The organism is Amycolatopsis melonis, from assembly GCF_040064235.1.
Lineage (GTDB): Bacteria > Actinomycetota > Actinomycetes > Mycobacteriales > Pseudonocardiaceae > Amycolatopsis > Amycolatopsis melonis.
On sequence record NZ_JBDZYD010000004.1, the window covers coordinates 620,288 to 635,616 of the forward strand.

The following is a 15,329-nucleotide window of genomic DNA, read 5'->3' on the forward strand; positions in this document are numbered from 1 at the left end:
GCGGTCACCGGCTGCCGGACCAGCTGAGCACCGACACCTGACGCGCCCCCGGCACGGGGTTCGCCGGGTCACCGTCCACATAGGCCACTCGCGCCCGCGCCGCCGGGGTGCCGCCCGGGGTACACGGGCACACGTACGCCGACAGGTACACCCCGAAGACGAAGCCGGGCGAGTCGTCGGGCACCTCGATCACCGGCCCGGTGAACGTCACGCTGCCGGTTTCCTTGACCCACAACGACCGCGCGACGACCCCGAAGCGGAAGATCGGCTCGGTCGCGTTGTTGAGCGTGACGTCCAGGACCGCTTTCGGCGCGTACGTCGTGCCCTGCACGTAGAACCGGTTGCCCGAGTTGTTGACCGCGGTCACGAGGGCGCACGAGGCACTGCTCGGATACATCAGCTGGGTGCACCCGCTCTCCGCGCGCAGGGCCGGCGGGGTGTAGGTCAGCTCCAGCTGGAGCGCGTCCACCAGTTCCGTGCCCTCGTGCTTGAGGTCCACGGTGTAGCTCAGCTGCCCGCCGGTGAATGTGCCGTCGTAGACCGCCTGGACCAGCTGCTTCGTCACGTCGAATTCATCGGAGGCGGCCGTGCTGTCGTTGGGGGACGACAGGCTCAGGGGGATCGGCGAACCCCCTGCGGGAGTGAACTGGGCTGTGCGTGCGTCCTTGCTCGCGCCCTGGTCGTTGCTGTGGACCACCCGCACCTTCGCCGAGGTCAGGATCGTCCCGGCAGGCGGTGCCGTGGCGGGGGAGAAGCCGGTCGCGGTCAGTGTCGCGCTGCCCCCGGTCCTGCCGGGCGCGACCCAGGTCGCACCCGCCTTGTCCACTCTGGACAGAGTCGCGCTCGTTCCGCCGGTGAAGCCGCCCGTCACGGAAGCGGGAACCAGCGTGCTCGTCACCGGCGTCTCGGCGCCCGAGGTCAGCCCGTACAGCGCGACCGGCGGCCGGTCGGCGCGGTAGGTCCCGCAGATCTCGGCCTGGCCCGCCTTGACCGCGAGCCTGCTGTCCCCGCCGAAGACGAACTGGACGCCGACCGCCTGCGCGTCGTCGATCGGGTTGAGGCAGGCACCCGGGATCGCGGCCGGGACCGGCGGCGCCGCCGTGACACGGCCGGTGCCGTCGACCGGGGTGCCCGCGACGAGCTGCCCGTTGTCGATCGTCCAGACGTCCTCTCCGGCGGGCAGCGACGGCGGCCGCGACGCCGTGTTGTTGCGGAAGTCGAAGTAGTACGTGCCGGGCGTGAACCACCACGTGCTGTCCTTGCACTTGCTGCTGCTGGACATCATCGCCGACAGCCCGGCGGCGTCGTCGTAGAACCCGGGGGTGAAGGTCACCACCGATCCGGCCTTGGTGCACGGCGGCAGCGTCTGCCGCGGCGGCACCGACGTCAGGGCCGGGGCGTACCCGGGGTCGGCACCGAGGGCCGACCCGCTGGAGCCACACGCGGGCGGCGGCGTGCTGCGGATCGTGCCAGCGCAGGCCCCGCGCGCGTACACCGCGGTGTTGGTCTCCAGCGAGCCGTTGACCACGTTGATGTTCGAGTTCGAGTACACGACGCCGTGCACGCGCAGCGCCGACCCGGTCGGCTGCTGGATGTTGAGGCCGTCCTCGCCGCCGGTGCCGAGGGTGAGGATCGCGTTGCCCGGCCGGTTGCACACGCTCAGCGACGGGCACTGGATGAGCACCTTCGCCGGGTCGGCGGTGCACGAGACGGCGGCCGAGCCGGCGCCGCCGAAGTCCGGCAGGGTCAGCGTGTCCGACGCGCCGAAGCAGTGTTCGCCAGGGGCGCCGGTGAACCTGCTGTTGCGGATGGTGTTGATCGCCGCCTGCAGCGCGCCGTCGGCGGTGTACGCCGAGGCTGCCTGGTCGCGGAGGTTGACCGTGGTGCGCACGCTCGTGTCGGCCAAGGACAGCAGTGCGCCCAGGATCACCGCGATGACCGTGACCAGGACGAGCACCAGCGGCAGCGCGGCCCCCGCGTCGTCGCCCTTCCACCGGCGCTTCATGTCTGCCTCCGTTGCCCGAACAGGGTGATGGGGTACTCGTCGGCGTTGCGCGCGACGGCGGTGAAGGTCAGCCGGACCCACTGCGGCACGGCGGCGTCGGTGCACGTGCTGGAGCAGGTCACCGCCGGGGTCCCGGGCTTGACGTTGTGCGCGACGACCGCGTCCGACACCGGCGCCGCGGAACCCAGGCAGCGCAGGCGGTGCAGCTCGGTCCCGGCCGGGTAGTAGGCGACGACCGCGGTGCGCCGGACGGCCGGGGACACGGTTGTGTCCCAGTCGTCGGACAGCAGCCGCACCAGCGCGACCGGGGTCGCGGCCGTTCCGCAGACCTGGCCGCCGGTGTCGTAGGCCGCGTTCAGCTGGATCGACGGCGTGTACGGGACCCGGCCGGTCGCCACGCTGCCCGAGTAGTCGCGGAGGCCGACCGCGGCGACGTCCTGGGCGAAGAACGCCGCGCTCTGCTGGGCGTCGTGGGACACGGCGAGGCGGGCCGAAGTGGCGTCGGTGTTCTGGATCGCGACGATCACCGCGTTGGCGATCGGGGCCGCGACCACGCCCAGGATGACGACGACGATGAGCAGCTCGATCAGCGTGAACCCGCTGTCGGACCGGGACGGGCGGCTCAGCACGGCGCCTCCCCGAGCCCGCAGCGCTTGCGCACCACCACTTCCAGGCGTTCGGCCGCGCGCCCATCGGCGCTGGCGACCTGCAGGGTCACCTGCTGCAGCCCGGTGTCGGTGCCGCAGGTCGCCGACCACGCCGAGCCGGTCCAGTACTTCACCGAGGTTACCGAGCTGGTGAACCCGGGCGGCACGGTGAACCCGGCCGGGGCGGCGTACTTCGCCGGGGCCGCGCAGGCGACGTACCCGCCCGCCATCACCTGGTTCTCGACCGCCTCGCCGAAGTCGCGGACACCGGCGCCGGCGGTGGCCTGCTTGCGGTGGATGTCGGACATGAGGACGCTCACGCCGATCCCGCCGACGATCGCGACGGCCGCCACGCCGAGGACCGCGACCGCGACCAGCAGTTCCAGGAGGCTTTCGCCCCGGTCGCCGCGCATCAGACGTGCACCTGGTTGAAGATCCCGTACATCGCCGACACCAGCGCGATCGCGACGAACCCGACGACCAGGCCCATCACCACGATGACGGCCGGTTCGAACAGCGCGGTCAGCTTCTTCAGCCGGTAGTCCAGCTCGCCTTCGTAGTACTGGGCGGTGACCGCGAGCTGGGTGTCGAGGGTGCCGGTGTCCTCGCCGACGCGGATCATCTGCGCGGCCGTGGCCGGGAACAGCCCGGAGCCGGTGAGCGGCCGGGCCAGGCCCTCGCCTTCGAGCACGGCGTGCGCGACCCGGCCCAGCGCGCGCATGAAGACGCGGTTGCGCAGCGAGTCGGTCGCGACCCGCAGGGCCTCCGGCAGCGGGACGCCCGCGCCGACCATCGACGCCAGGATCCGGCAGAACCGCTCGACGAGCGCGTGCCGCACGGCCGGGCCGATCGCCGGGACGGCCAGCAGCACGCGGTCGCGGGCGTACCGGCCGCGTGGCGTGCGCACGAGCCCGGCGTACAGCGCGCCGGTGAGCAGCAGCCCGGCCAGCAGCGCCCACCACCACTGGCCGAGGAAGTCGGTGACGGCCAGCAGCATCCGCGTCGGCAGCGGCAGTTCCGCCTTGAGGCTGGCGAAGAACACCTTGAACCGCGGCAGCACGAAGGTGGCGAGCACGACCACGGTGACCACGGACATCGCCGCGATCATCGCCGGGTAGATCAGCGCGGCCTTGATCTTGCGCCGGGCTTCGAGGTCGCGTTCGAGGTAGCCGGCCAGCTGGGTGAGGACGGCGTCGAGCTGCCCGGTCAGCTCGGCCGAGCGCAGGATCTCGCGGTAGAACTCCGGGAAGATCTTCGGGTGCCGGTCGATGCAGTCCGCCAGCCGGTCCCCGGCGCGCAGGCCCTGCTCGACGTCGCGCAGCATCCGGGTCACCGACGAGTTCGCGGCCTCGTCGCCGAGGATCCGGACGGCGTCGACGATCGGCAGCCCGGCCCGGACGAACGCGCCGAGCTGGCGCGAGAGGTGCAGGACGACCTCGCGCTTGACCCGCGGGGCGGTCAGTTCCCGGCTCAGCACGCTCTTCTTCTGGCTGAGCCGGATGTCCCGCAGCTCGCGTTCGTACAGCGCGAGGGCGGCTGAATCGGCGTCGGCGGCCTTCTGCACCCCGCGGGTGCGCTGCCCGTCCGGGCCGGTGGCGACGTAGGCGTAGCGGTTCATCGCGCCCCTCCGGTGAGGTAGATCGACCGCAGCACTTCGGCCGGGGTGGTGACGCCCTCGGCGACCAGCCGCAGCGCTTCGTCCTGCAGCGTGCGCATGCCCTCCTTGCGGGCCAGTTCGTGGACCTCGCGGTGCGGCGCGCTCTCCAGCACCAGCGTGCGGATCCCGTCGGACACCGGCAGCAGCTCGTAGACGCCGGTGCGGTCGAGAAACCCGGTCTGGGCGCAGAAGTTGCAGCCGGCCCCGCGGACGAACCCGCCCGCCGGCTCCTCCGCGCCGAGGGAGTCCATAAAGGACAGTTCCTCGGCCGCGGGCTCGTAGTACTCGCGGCAGCGCACGCAGATCCGCCGGACGAGCCGCTGGGCGAGCACCGCGGTGACCGACGAGGCGACCAGGAAGTTCTCGATCCCCATGTCCAGCAACCGGTGCAGGGCCGAGGCGGCGTCGGTGGCGTGCAGCGACGAGAGCACGAAATGCCCGGTCAGCGCGGACTGCACGGCGATGCGCGCGGTGTCGACGTCCCGGACCTCGCCGACCAGGATGACGTCGGGGTCCTGACGCAGGATCGACTTGAGGCCGTCGGCGAAGGTGACGCCGGTCTGCTCGTTGATCTGGATCTGGTTGATCGAGGACATGGTGTACTCCACCGGGTCCTCGATGGTCATGATGTTGCGCTCGCTGCTGTCCAGCTCGCCCAGCGAGCCGTACAGCGTCGTGGTCTTGCCGCTGCCGGTCGGGCCGGCGCAGATCACCATGCCGTAGGGCGACTGCAGGATCGCGGTGTAGCGGTCCGCCATCTCCGGCGGCATGCCCAGCTGGGGCAGCCGGAACAGCGGGCGGCTCTTGTCCAGCAGCCGCAGCACGACCTTCTCGCCGCCGACGACCGGCGTGCTCGCCACCCGGATGTCCACCGGGCGGTCCTCGACGTCCATGCTGATCTGGCCGTCCTGCGGGCGGCGCCGCTCGACGATGTTCATCCCGGCGAGGATCTTGATCCGGCTGGTCACCGCCGGCCCCATCGAGCCGGGCAGGTCCAGCACGTCGTGCAGCACGCCGTCGATGCGGTAGCGGACGCGGATCCGCTCGCCCTGCGGCTCGACGTGGATGTCGGAGGCCCGGTCGCGCAGTGCCTGCTTGATCATCAGGGCGACGACGTGCACCACCGGCGCGTCGTCGTTCGCGGTCGCGGCCGGTTCGGCGCGGGTCGCGTCGCGACGGACGGCGTCGCGTGCCTCGAACGCCTTGACCTGCTGGTCGACGCCGGTGAGCGCGCGGTAGGTGCGGCCGATGGTGGCCAGGACGTCGGCGCGGTCGGCGACGGCGACGGTCACCGGGCGGCCGAGTGCCTCCTGCAGCGCGGGCGCGGTGGCCGGGTCGGCGACGGCGACCAGCACGGTGCCGTCGCGGACGGCCAGCGGAATCGCGCACAGCGCGCGGGCCTGTGGCTCGCCGAGCAGGTCGGCCGCGGCGCGGTCGGGGGTGACCGTGCGCAGGTCGACGGTCTTGGGCTGGGTGCGCAGTCTCATGCCGGCACGCTCCGGGGCCGCGGCCGCGGGTCGATGTCCTGCGGGTGCAGGCTGCGGGCGGCGGCGTCGGCCGGCGTGACGAGCCCGGCGGCGACCAGCGCGGACAGGGACTGCTCCAGGGTGACCATGCCGTCGCGCTGCCCGGTCACCAGCGCGTTGCGCAGCTGGTGTGCCTTGCCCTCCTTGATGAGGTTGCGGACGGCGGTGGTGGCGACCAGGACCTCGAACGCGGCGACGAGCCCGCCGCCGACGCGGGGGAGCAGCCGCTGGTGCACGATCCCGGTGAGCGCGGCGGCGAGCTGCACGCGAACCTGTTCCTGCTGCCCGGCCGGGAAGACGTCGATCATCCGCGCGAGCGACTGCGCGGTGTCGTTGGTGTGCAGAGTCGCGAAGACCAGGTGGCCGGTTTCGGCGATGGTGAGGGCGAACCGGATCGACTCCAGGTCCCGCATCTCACCGACGAGCAGGACGTCGGGGTCCTCCCGCAGCGCGCTGCGCAGTGCGGCGGGGAAGGACTCGGTGTCGGTGCCGACCTCGCGCTGGTTCACCGCCGAGCGCCGGTGTTCGTGGACGTACTCGATGGGGTCTTCGATGGTGAGGATGTGGCAGGCGCGCTCGGTGTTGATCCGGTCGATGACGGCGGCGAGCGTGGTCGACTTGCCGGAGCCGGTCGGCCCGGTGACCAGCACCAGGCCCTGGTGCAGGCGCGCGAAGCCGGCCAGCACCGGCGGCAGGCCGAGGTCGGCCATGCCGGGGATGCGACGCGGGATCATCCGCAGTGCCACGACGGTCTCGCCGCGCTGGGTGAAGGCGTTGCCGCGGACACGGGCGTGTTCGCGCCAGCTGAAGGAGAAGTCGAACTCGTGGGCGCCGTGCCAGGCGCGGGCCTGCTCGTCGGTGAGCAGCTCGGCGAGCAGGGCACCGGTGTCCTCGCCGGACAGCGGCGGGTGACCGGGGACCGCGGAGAGGGCGCCGTGCACCCGCAGCTGCGGCGGCAGCCCGGCGGTGAGCAGCAGATCGGTGCCGCGCGCCTGCCAGAGCGCTTCGAGCAGCCCGTCGACGCGGCTGCCGGTCAGGGTGGGCATGGTTCCTCCGGGGCGAGGTGTCCGATGTGGATGGTGGGCCGCGGGGCAGGGAACCCCGCCCCGCGGCCCGCGGATTCAGTGGGTGCAGGCGCCGGCCGCCTTGACGGTGCCGGTGGAGTCGATCGTGATCGTGTAGCCGTTGGTGGTGGACGGCTCGTCCTTGAGGTAGCCCTTGGTCTTCAGCTCGGCGGGGCTGGCGGCGTAGCCGCCGGTCTTGGCGTACAGCGCCTCGTTGGCGGTTTCGACGCTCTTCCAGTCGGCGTTGCAGGCGGCGGCCTTGCCTTCGCCGTTGAAGTTCTGCACGGCGAACACGACGACGCCGGCCAGCACGCCGAGGATGACGACGACGATGAGCAGTTCGATCAGGGTGAAGCCGTCCTCGTTGGCGCGGGCGGCACGCAGTCTTTCCAGCATGGTCTTTTCCTTCGGGTTGTCGGGATTGCGGGGGTGATCGGGGTTCAGCAGACGGCCACCTCCGGGGATCGGGGTCCCCGCCAGGCACCGGCGGTCGCGCGCACGCTCACGTACGTGGTCTTGCTGGTGCTGAGCAGGGCGACGGTGACCGAGGTGGCCGTGGTGGCCGTCGTCGCAGGGTTGGTGCTGTTCTGCGTGAGCGAGGTGAGCACCTCGAACCCGGCAGGCGGGGACGCCGGGAAGGTCCAGTGGAGCGTGGCCGTGGGCCCGCTGCCGCTGTTGTTGCACTTGACGGCGTCGAGCACCGGCACACCGGTGGCGGGCAGTTTCCCGGCCGCCGCGAAACCCCGGCCCGGCCCGGACTTCAGCCACGCCGCGTCGGCCTTCGCCGCGCCTGCCACGACGATCCCGCCGATCGCCGTGGTCCAGGCCGCGGCCACGAGCACCGCCGCGAAGACCACGCGCCCGGTGCTCACGAGCTCACCGTCACGGTGACCGGGACGGTGAACACTGCGCCCTGGACCACGCCGGTGGCGGGTAGCATCCCGGCCGCCGCGAAACCCCGGCCCGGCCCGGACTTCAGCCACGCCGCGTCGGCCTTCGCCGCGCCTGCCACGATGATCCCGCCGACTGCCGTGGTCCAGGCCGCGGCCACGAGCGCCGCCGCGAAGACCACGCGCCCGGTGCTCACGAGCTCACCGTCACGGTGACGGGGACGGTGAACACCGCGCCCTGGCAGCCGTCGTCGGAGGAGGTGCTCATGGCGACCGCGCCCGGCAGGGTGAGCGTGGCGGTGCCGCCCGCCGGCACGGTGTTCGCCGGCGGCGTCTGCAGGATCCAGCTCACGCCCGTCGCCGTGCAGGTGCCTGCACCGCCGGAACCGGTCGGCGCACCGGTCCCGGCGGCCACCCTGGTGACCGCCACCGGATAGGGATTGGGGTTGTGCACCAGGAGTTTCGCGTCCCCGGTCCCGCCGGGGTAGAGCAGGCCGGTGGTGAGCGCGGAGGCGTCGACCGTCCCGGTCGCCGGCGCGGCCGCCGTGCCTGCCTTCGCCCCGGCCGTGCCGGAGCCGGTGCTGGTCCACGCCGCGACGGCGATCCCGCCGCCCAGCGTCGCGCCGACCACCGTGGTGACCACGAGCACGCGGCGCACGGTCGGGTTGTTCATGGCTTGACCGCCGTTCCTGAGTAGGCCAGGGGAAAGGTGACCGACCGGCACGCGTCGGGCGCGCCGGGCAGCATGTGCGTGGTGAGCGCGACGTCGGCGGTGCCGTTGCCGGGCACGGTGACCGGCGTGGCGAGCGCGTCGACGCGCACGGACGAGGAGGGGCAGGCCGGGACGCCGCGTCCCGCGCCGTCGAGCGGCTTGCCGACGACGGCCGTCACGGTCTGCACGCGGATGGGGAAGTTTTCGGCGTTGGCCAGCCGGATCCACCGCGTCCCGGTCGCGCCGGGGTAGAGGGCGGTGGCCCGGCCGGGCACGTCCGCGATGCCGAACTGCTTGCCGCCGCCGCCGTTCGCGGTGTGCCCGGCCGGCGCGGGCCCGGCGGCGAACCACCCGAGCACGACGGCCGTGAGCACGCCGACCGGAACACCGGTCCGCCACCTGGACATCGGGGTCCTTCCGGGCGGGGCGGGATCAGGCGTTCGAGGACAGGGTGGCGGTCAGCGGCAGCGTGAAGACCTGGCTCTTGCACGCGTCCGAAGCGTCCTTCGCCATCGTCGCGGTCACGCTGTACACGCCCTCGCCACCGGGTGCGATCGTGCCCGCGGGGTTCGCGACCGCCGCGCTGGTGACGGTCGCCGCGGCGCAGCCGCCGACCTCGTTCGAGGAACCGGCGCTGATGCTGTTCACCACGACCGGGTAGTCGTTCGGGTTGGTGATCTTCACCTTGAAGGTGGTCGAGGCGCCCGGGTAGAGCGCGGTCCCCTGGTCGGACGAGGAGATCACCGAATCGACGGCGGTCTTCGAGGTGACCGAGCCGGAACCAGCACCCCCGCTGGTCCAGGCCGCGTAGGCGACACCGGCGACGACCACCGCACCGGCGGCACCGAGCACGACCGCGGACCGCTTGCTGATCTTGCGCATGAGTTCTCTCCTGGAATTCGCTCCGTCGAAGGGTCCGGGTGGACCGTCACGAAGAGTGTGCGAATTCCGGGCCGGTGTTCACCCCGGGCGACCGGCCCGACTGCGAAGGCCGGAGGTCCCTTGCTCTTCCCGGCGTGGCGTGTTACGCGCGCGGGATCGAGCCGCGGCGCCGTCGTTGCACCGCGAAAAATCTCTGATGCACGACCGTGACCTGCGGAAATTTGTCCCTCGATCGGCCGAGTGGCGTAATCTCGCCGAGATCGTCGCGCCGACGGCGGCGGGCCCGTGACCGAGGTTCCGGGCCCGCTCCGATGATAACGGTTGGTGACAATTCTTCCGCCGGTGAGTAACACTTTCAGTGACGGAGGGTCCGGCGCGCCGACCAGCCGAGCAGTAGCAGCTCCACGGCGGCGAAACCGGCCAGTACCACCGGGCCCGGTGCCACGACCAGGGCGAGCCCGATCAGCAGCACCGGCAGCACCAGGCCCGCGTAGGCGGCGAGGAACAGCGCGGCGAGGACCTCCCCGCGGGTGAGGTCGTCGGCGAGGGCGGCCACCGCGGCGACCGACGCCCGGAAGCCCAGCCCGAACCCGGCCCCGGCGAGCACGCTCGCGCCGAAGAACAGCGGCAGCGACGCCGCGAACGCCGACGTGGCCAGCAGGATCAGCCCTGTACCCATCAGCGTGTAGCCGGACCGCAGCTGCGGACGCGTGCCGACACGGGCGAAGACGACCTGGGCGAGCGCGGCACTGCCGAGCATCGTGAACGGCGCGAGCCCGGCGAGCAGGCGCGACGGCTCGTGCAGTGCGTGGGCCAGCAGCGTCGGCGCGAGCGCCATGAACAGCCCGCTGAGGGCGAACGCGGCGAACGCACCCGTGGCGGCACCGGTGAACTGCGGCCGGGCGGACGGCGGCAGGGACAGCCGCTGCGGCCGGTACGCCGGCCGTTCCTCCCGGCGCTCCACGGTTTCCGGCACCAGGCTCACCGCGATCGCCTCCAGCAGCAGCACGACGAGGAACACGGCGTACGGCGTGCTGAGCGGGTGGACGGCGAACCGCGCGAAGAGCCCGCCGACGAGCGGGCCGAGGGCCAGGCCGCCGGCGTTCACCACGGTGGCGACGAGTCCCGCGTCGCCGCCGGAGTCCGTGCGGGCGCGCAGCTCGGACAGGTGCGCGGTGGCGGTCGCGGTGACGACGCCGATCCCGGCGCCGCTGACCAGCCGCGCGACGATCAGGCCCGGAACCTGCGGCCAGAGCAGGAACAGCGCCGCGGCGACGGCCTCGGCGAGCAGCCCGGCGAGCAGGACGCGGCGGCGGCCGAGCCAGTCGGACAGGTGCCCGGCCAGGTAGAGGCTCAGCATCACGCCGACGGCGTAGGCGGCGAAGACGACCGTCACGACGAACGCCGGGAAGCCGTCCCGCTGCTGGTAGAGCGCGTACAGCGGGGTCGGGACGGTGGAGAACGCGAGTGCCGTCGCGAACGCCACCGCGACGACGCGGAAGCCCGGGCCGTGGTGGAGGCGGAGCCGGGCCGGGGACAGGGTGACGGACATCGGGACCTTCCGGTTCTTGCGGGATCTTCCGAGCTCCACGATGTCCCCGCGGACTCACCAAGTCCAACGAAAAGTCCTGGTCGCAGTTATCGCTACCATCGATGAGTATGGAGACGCGTCAGCTCGAGTACTTCGTCGCCGTGGCCGAGGAACTGAGCTTCACCCGGGCCGCGCAGCGGATGTTCGCCGTGCAGTCCACCGTGTCCGCGGCCGTGCGCGCGCTGGAGACCGAGCTGGGCACCCGGCTGTTCGACCGGTCCACCCGCCGGGTCGCGCTGTCGGCGGCAGGCGCGGCGTTCCTGCCCGAGGCGAAGGCCGCGATCGAGGCGCTGGAGCGGGCACGCGCCACGGTCCAGGAGGCCTCGGAGGGCCTGCGCGGCAGCCTGCGCATCGGCACGCTGACCTCGGTCGGCGGGGTCGACCTGCCCGGCGTGCTCGGCGCGTTCCACCGGCGGCACCCCCGCGTCGACATCCACGTGACGGTGTCGATCACCGGGTCGACCGGGCTGGCCGAGGACGTCCGCCAGGGACGCCTCGACGCCGCGCTGGTCGGCCTGCCCGAGACCGACCTGGCCGGGCTGGACGTGCTGCGGGTGGACACCCGGCCGTTCGCCGCGCTGCTGCCGCGCACCCACCGGCTGGCGGGGCGGCGCGCGGTGCGGCTGGCCGACCTGGCCGGTGAGGCGTTCATCGACACCCCGCGCGGGTTCGGCAACCGGGTCGCGCTGGACCGCGCGTTCGACGCACTGGGTGCGCCCCGGCGGGTCACCGTCGAGGTCGCCGACCTGCGCACGGTGCCCGGGTACGTCCGGGCGGGCCTCGGCGTCGCGGTGGTCCCGGCGCTGCCGGAACTGCCGGACGACCCGGACGTCGTCGTGCTCCCGCTGGCAGGCGCGGGCCTGGAGTGGCCGCTCAGCGTCATCACCGCGGGCGCGAAGCCGCCGAGTCGCGCCCTGCGGACGCTGCTCGATCTGATCGAGGGCTCCCGGGATATTTGAACGCGTTCAAAACCTGCGCTACGGTGGCGGCATGAAGGTCGTGATACCGGGTGGGACCGGCCACCTCGGACGGGTGCTGAGCCGGGCGCTGGCCGCGGACGGGCACGAGGTCGTCGTGCTGACGCGGCGGGGGAGCGAGCCGGAGGCGGGGGTGCGCCACGTCCGCTGGGACGGGCGCAGCGCCGGGGCGTGGACGGGGGAGATCGACGGCAGCGACGTCGTGCTCAACCTGGCGGGGCGGTCGGTGAACTGCCGGTACACGCGGCGGAACCTGCGGGAGATGTGGAACTCCCGGGTGGACTCGGCGCGGGTCGTCGGCGGCGCGATCGAGCGGGCCGCGCGGCCGCCGCGGGTCTGGCTGCAGATGAGCACGGCGACGATCTACGCGCACCGCCACGACGCGGCGAACGACGAAGCGACCGGCATCCTCGGCGGCACCGAGCCGGACGTGCCCGCGTACTGGTCCTACAGCGTCGACATCGCGCGGGCGTGGGAGCGCGAGCAGGAGCTGGCCGCGACGCCGCACACCCGCAAGGTCGCGCTGCGGACGGCGATGGTGATGAGCCCGGAACCGGGCGGCGCGTTCGAGATGCTGCTGCGCCTGACCCGGCTGGGCCTGGGCGGCCCGGTCGCGGGCGGCGCGCAGTACATGTCGTGGATCCACGAGGACGACCTGGTCCGCGCGATCGGCTTCCTGGTGGACGGCGACCTGACGGGACCGGTGAACCTGGCGGCCCCGGAACCGTTGCCCTACCGCGATTTCCTGCGCGCCCTGCGTGCCGCGGCGGGTGTCCCGATCGGGCTGCCGGCGACGAAGTGGATGGCGGAGATCGGGGCGTTCGTGCTCCGGTCGGACACGGAGTTGCTGCTGAAGAGCCGCCGCGTGGTCCCGGGAAGGCTGCTGCAGGCGGGTTTCTCGTTCGAGTACCCGGACTGGCCCGCGGCGGCGGAGGATCTGGTCCGCCGGGTTCGCAGTCCCTTGCGGACGGTCAGCTGACCCCGGCGTTGTCCCGCAGCCGCCGCAGCATGAGGGCCAGGTGCAGCCGGAACCGCCCGCCGGGCGAGTCGACATCGAAGCCGAGCACGGCTTCGGCCCGCGCAAGCCGGGCGGGCATGGTGCTGTGATGCCGGTGCAGCACGGCGGCGGCCTTGCGCGCGGAGCCGGTGGCACACAGGGCACTGAGCGCGGCGAGGATGTCCTCGCCATGGGATTCGCCGGCGAGCCGGTCGAGCGCCTGGACATCGGGCAGGGCCCCGAGTTCGGCGTCGCCGAGCTTGCCGTCGAAGGCGGCCAGGCTGCCGAGCCGTTCCCACCAGACAACAGGCTCGGCCGCGGCGGTGAACCGCAGGGCGGTCCGCGCGGCGGCCCAGGAACGGGCGGCATCGAGGCCGGGAAGTTCGGGCCCGACCCCGGCCCGTGCCCCGTCGGGGAGGGCAGCAGACAGCTGACCGGGTAGCTCGCGGGCGTTGGTCGCGCGGGCCGGACCGGGGCCGGAGACCGTGCGGTCGGTGGCGGGCGCCAGGCCGGTGCTTGCGCGGACAGCCGCCGAAGAGACCCCGTCCACCCTGCCGCCGTCCAGCCGCTGCCCATTGCTCCGGCCGGTCCCCACGTCCAGCCGCTGTCCATCGCTCCGGCCCGTCCCCACCGGCCCGCCGTCCCGCAGCGACTCCGGCACCTCCCCGTCGATCAGCACCGCGCGTACCTCGCCCAGCTGTGCCGCCCGACCGCCGAGCCCGTCCGCGCCGATCGCCGCCACCACGCGCAGGCGGGCCTGGGGGCCGTAGCCCAGCAGGTGCAGCGCCCGGGATCGCTCGGCCGCGCCCGCGTCCGCCGACAGCAGCAGCTCCACCAGTGCCGGGTCGCCCAGTTCCGGTCTCGGCACCCCGGAGTGCTCCAGCAGGATCGCCGTCGCGATGGCGAACCGTTCCAGCAGCATGTCGTCGAGCGGTGCCGGTGTGCCCGCCCGATCCACCCACACCACCACGCCGCCCTCCAGCGTGCGGGTCGCCGCGCCTGGTGGGGGCGGGCCCGGTGCGCCGATCTCCGGGTCCGCGCGCAGCGACGTCCCCTGGCCCGGCGCGTGCACGCCGACCGGGCAGCCCGCCAGCTCGGCCGTGCTGCGCACCAGCGTGTCCAGGCCCGCGCGGCCGGTGATCAGGCGGTCGAAGAAGCCGATCAGGCGAACGGCGTTCTCGGCGTCGGCGTCGAGCCCGGACAGCCGCAGCAGCAGGCCTTTCATGTCGCCACCTTAGGCGCGCCCGCCGCCGGATGGCGAGGTCCGGGCCCGGGATGCCCGCCGCGTGGCGGTGGTCCCGGCGGCCGCCGCCGGTCGATGATCGGGACATGACCTACGCGATCGATCCCGAGCTGCTGCCCTGGCTGGACATGCTGCCCGTCGTGTCCCTGACCGACCACGAGTCCCTGCTGACCGCCCGCGCCTCGCTGGCGCAGCTGAGGGACGTCGTGCCGGCCTACGAACCGGCACAGCCCGTCGACGTCCGCGACACCGCCGTGCCCGGCCCGTCCGACGCCCCCGACGTCCCGGTCCGCATCTACTCGCCGGCCAACCGCACCGGCGAGGTGCCGGGGCTGCTGTACATCCACGGCGGCGGGTTCGTCATGGGCGACCTGGAAATGTTCGACTCGGCGCTGCTGCGCCTGGTCGACGAGCTGGGCATCGTCATCGTGTCGGTGGACTACCGGCTGGCGCCCGAGCACCCGTTCCCGGCGCCGGTCGAGGACTGCTACGCGGCCCTGACCTGGGTGGCCGCCAAGGCCGCCGAACTCGGCATCGACCCGGCCCGCCTCGGCGTGGCGGGCGAGAGCGCCGGCGGCGGCCTCTCGGCGGCGGTGGCGCTGCTCGCCCGCGACCGCGGCGGCCCGGCCCTGTGCTTCCAGTACCTGGGCATCCCGGAACTGGACGACCGTCTCGACACCCCGTCGATGCGCGAGTACACCGACACGCCGGTCTGGAACCGGCCGAACGCGGTGTTCAGCTGGACCAGCTACCTCGGCGGCGAACCCGGCGGCGACGGCGTCTCGCCCTACGCCGCCCCGGCCCGGGCCACGGATCTGTCCGGGCTGCCGCCGGCGTTCGTGACGACCTGCCAGTTCGATCCGTTGCGGGACGAGGGAATCGAGTACGCCCGCCGCCTCGCGCACGCGGGAGTGCAGACCGAGCTGCGCCACTACCCGGGAACCTTCCACGGCTCCGGCATGGTGGAGACGGCGCAGATCTCCCGCCGCATGTTCGCCGACGAGGTCGACGCCCTGCGCCGCGGCCTGCGAGTGACCACGACGGCTTGACCGCACCTCCGCCGGTCCGCGGTCGGGGGGGGGGGGGGGGGGGTGGTGGGGGGGGGCCGCGAGCGACCCCCCAGGGGGGGGCGCCCCCC

The 15,329-nt window shown here is 73.2% G+C and carries 17 protein-coding genes; 3 read left to right on the forward strand and 14 right to left on the reverse strand.

Annotated features, from left to right (window positions below; all coding sequences use genetic code 11):
* Window positions 1–4: 4 nt before the first annotated feature.
* From ABJI51_RS13760 to ABJI51_RS13820, 13 genes are all read right to left on the reverse strand, one after another.
* Window positions 5–2,005: a hypothetical protein gene (locus ABJI51_RS13760; RefSeq protein WP_348950761.1), complete on the reverse strand. Its 2,001-nt coding sequence runs from the start codon at window positions 2,003–2,005 to the stop codon at window positions 5–7.
* Window positions 2,002–2,634 carry a prepilin-type N-terminal cleavage/methylation domain-containing protein gene (locus ABJI51_RS13765; RefSeq protein WP_348950763.1) on the reverse strand — a complete coding sequence of 211 codons (633 nt, stop codon included), beginning with the start codon at window positions 2,632–2,634 and terminating at the stop codon, window positions 2,002–2,004. Before ABJI51_RS13765 ends, ABJI51_RS13760 begins: the two co-directional genes overlap by 4 nt.
* Window positions 2,628–3,065, reverse strand: a complete 438-nt coding sequence (locus ABJI51_RS13770) for a prepilin-type N-terminal cleavage/methylation domain-containing protein (protein ID WP_348950765.1) — start codon at window positions 3,063–3,065, stop codon at window positions 2,628–2,630. The genes ABJI51_RS13765 and ABJI51_RS13770 overlap by 7 nt, the downstream gene beginning before the upstream one ends.
* Window positions 3,065–4,270 (reverse strand): type II secretion system F family protein, encoded by a 1,206-nt coding sequence (locus tag ABJI51_RS13775; RefSeq protein ID WP_348950766.1) that lies wholly within the window; start codon window positions 4,268–4,270, stop codon window positions 3,065–3,067. The genes ABJI51_RS13770 and ABJI51_RS13775 overlap by 1 nt, the downstream gene beginning before the upstream one ends.
* Window positions 4,267–5,796 carry a GspE/PulE family protein gene (locus ABJI51_RS13780; protein WP_348950768.1) on the reverse strand — a complete coding sequence of 510 codons (1,530 nt, stop codon included), beginning with the start codon at window positions 5,794–5,796 and terminating at the stop codon, window positions 4,267–4,269. The genes ABJI51_RS13775 and ABJI51_RS13780 overlap by 4 nt, the downstream gene beginning before the upstream one ends.
* Complete coding sequence (locus ABJI51_RS13785) at window positions 5,793–6,881, reverse strand: type IV pilus twitching motility protein PilT (protein ID WP_348950770.1); 1,089 nt, start codon at window positions 6,879–6,881, stop codon at window positions 5,793–5,795. Before ABJI51_RS13785 ends, ABJI51_RS13780 begins: the two co-directional genes overlap by 4 nt.
* 75 nt (window positions 6,882–6,956) lie before the next feature.
* Window positions 6,957–7,295, reverse strand: coding sequence for a competence type IV pilus major pilin ComGC (locus ABJI51_RS13790; RefSeq protein ID WP_348950772.1), 339 nt, complete (start codon window positions 7,293–7,295; stop codon window positions 6,957–6,959).
* Between the two features lie 44 nt (window positions 7,296–7,339).
* Window positions 7,340–7,771 carry a hypothetical protein gene (locus ABJI51_RS13795; RefSeq protein ID WP_348950774.1) on the reverse strand — a complete coding sequence of 144 codons (432 nt, stop codon included), beginning with the start codon at window positions 7,769–7,771 and terminating at the stop codon, window positions 7,340–7,342.
* Window positions 7,768–7,986 carry a hypothetical protein gene (locus ABJI51_RS13800; protein ID WP_348950776.1) on the reverse strand — a complete coding sequence of 73 codons (219 nt, stop codon included), beginning with the start codon at window positions 7,984–7,986 and terminating at the stop codon, window positions 7,768–7,770. Before ABJI51_RS13800 ends, ABJI51_RS13795 begins: the two co-directional genes overlap by 4 nt.
* On the reverse strand, window positions 7,983–8,462 hold the full coding sequence (locus ABJI51_RS13805) for a hypothetical protein (RefSeq protein WP_348950778.1): 480 nt from the start codon (window positions 8,460–8,462) through the stop codon (window positions 7,983–7,985). Before ABJI51_RS13805 ends, ABJI51_RS13800 begins: the two co-directional genes overlap by 4 nt.
* On the reverse strand, window positions 8,459–8,908 hold the full coding sequence (locus tag ABJI51_RS13810; protein WP_348950779.1) for a hypothetical protein: 450 nt from the start codon (window positions 8,906–8,908) through the stop codon (window positions 8,459–8,461). The genes ABJI51_RS13805 and ABJI51_RS13810 overlap by 4 nt, the downstream gene beginning before the upstream one ends.
* A gap of 25 nt (window positions 8,909–8,933) precedes the next feature.
* Entirely contained in the window at window positions 8,934–9,383 is a 450-nt protein-coding gene (locus tag ABJI51_RS13815; RefSeq protein WP_348950780.1) for a hypothetical protein, read from the reverse strand.
* A 355-nt stretch (window positions 9,384–9,738) separates the two neighbouring features.
* Window positions 9,739–10,935 (reverse strand): MFS transporter, encoded by a 1,197-nt coding sequence (locus ABJI51_RS13820; protein ID WP_348950782.1) that lies wholly within the window; start codon window positions 10,933–10,935, stop codon window positions 9,739–9,741.
* A 107-nt stretch (window positions 10,936–11,042) separates the two neighbouring features.
* On the opposite strand from ABJI51_RS13820, the gene ABJI51_RS13825 reads away from it, so the two are divergent.
* Both ABJI51_RS13825 and ABJI51_RS13830 read left to right on the forward strand, forming a co-directional pair.
* A complete protein-coding gene (locus tag ABJI51_RS13825; protein ID WP_348950784.1) occupies window positions 11,043–11,933 on the forward strand; it encodes a LysR family transcriptional regulator in 891 nt (296 codons plus the stop codon).
* A 31-nt stretch (window positions 11,934–11,964) separates the two neighbouring features.
* Window positions 11,965–12,930, forward strand: coding sequence for a TIGR01777 family oxidoreductase (locus ABJI51_RS13830; protein ID WP_348950786.1), 966 nt, complete (start codon window positions 11,965–11,967; stop codon window positions 12,928–12,930).
* Here the strand turns inward: ABJI51_RS13830 and ABJI51_RS13835 are convergent.
* Window positions 12,923–14,173 carry a helix-turn-helix domain-containing protein gene (locus tag ABJI51_RS13835; protein ID WP_348950788.1) on the reverse strand — a complete coding sequence of 417 codons (1,251 nt, stop codon included), beginning with the start codon at window positions 14,171–14,173 and terminating at the stop codon, window positions 12,923–12,925. The genes ABJI51_RS13830 and ABJI51_RS13835 overlap by 8 nt on opposite strands.
* A 104-nt stretch (window positions 14,174–14,277) precedes the next feature.
* Between ABJI51_RS13835 and ABJI51_RS13840 the strand changes: the two genes are divergently transcribed.
* Complete coding sequence (locus tag ABJI51_RS13840) at window positions 14,278–15,240, forward strand: alpha/beta hydrolase (RefSeq protein WP_348950790.1); 963 nt, start codon at window positions 14,278–14,280, stop codon at window positions 15,238–15,240.
* Window positions 15,241–15,329 lie beyond the last annotated feature (89 nt).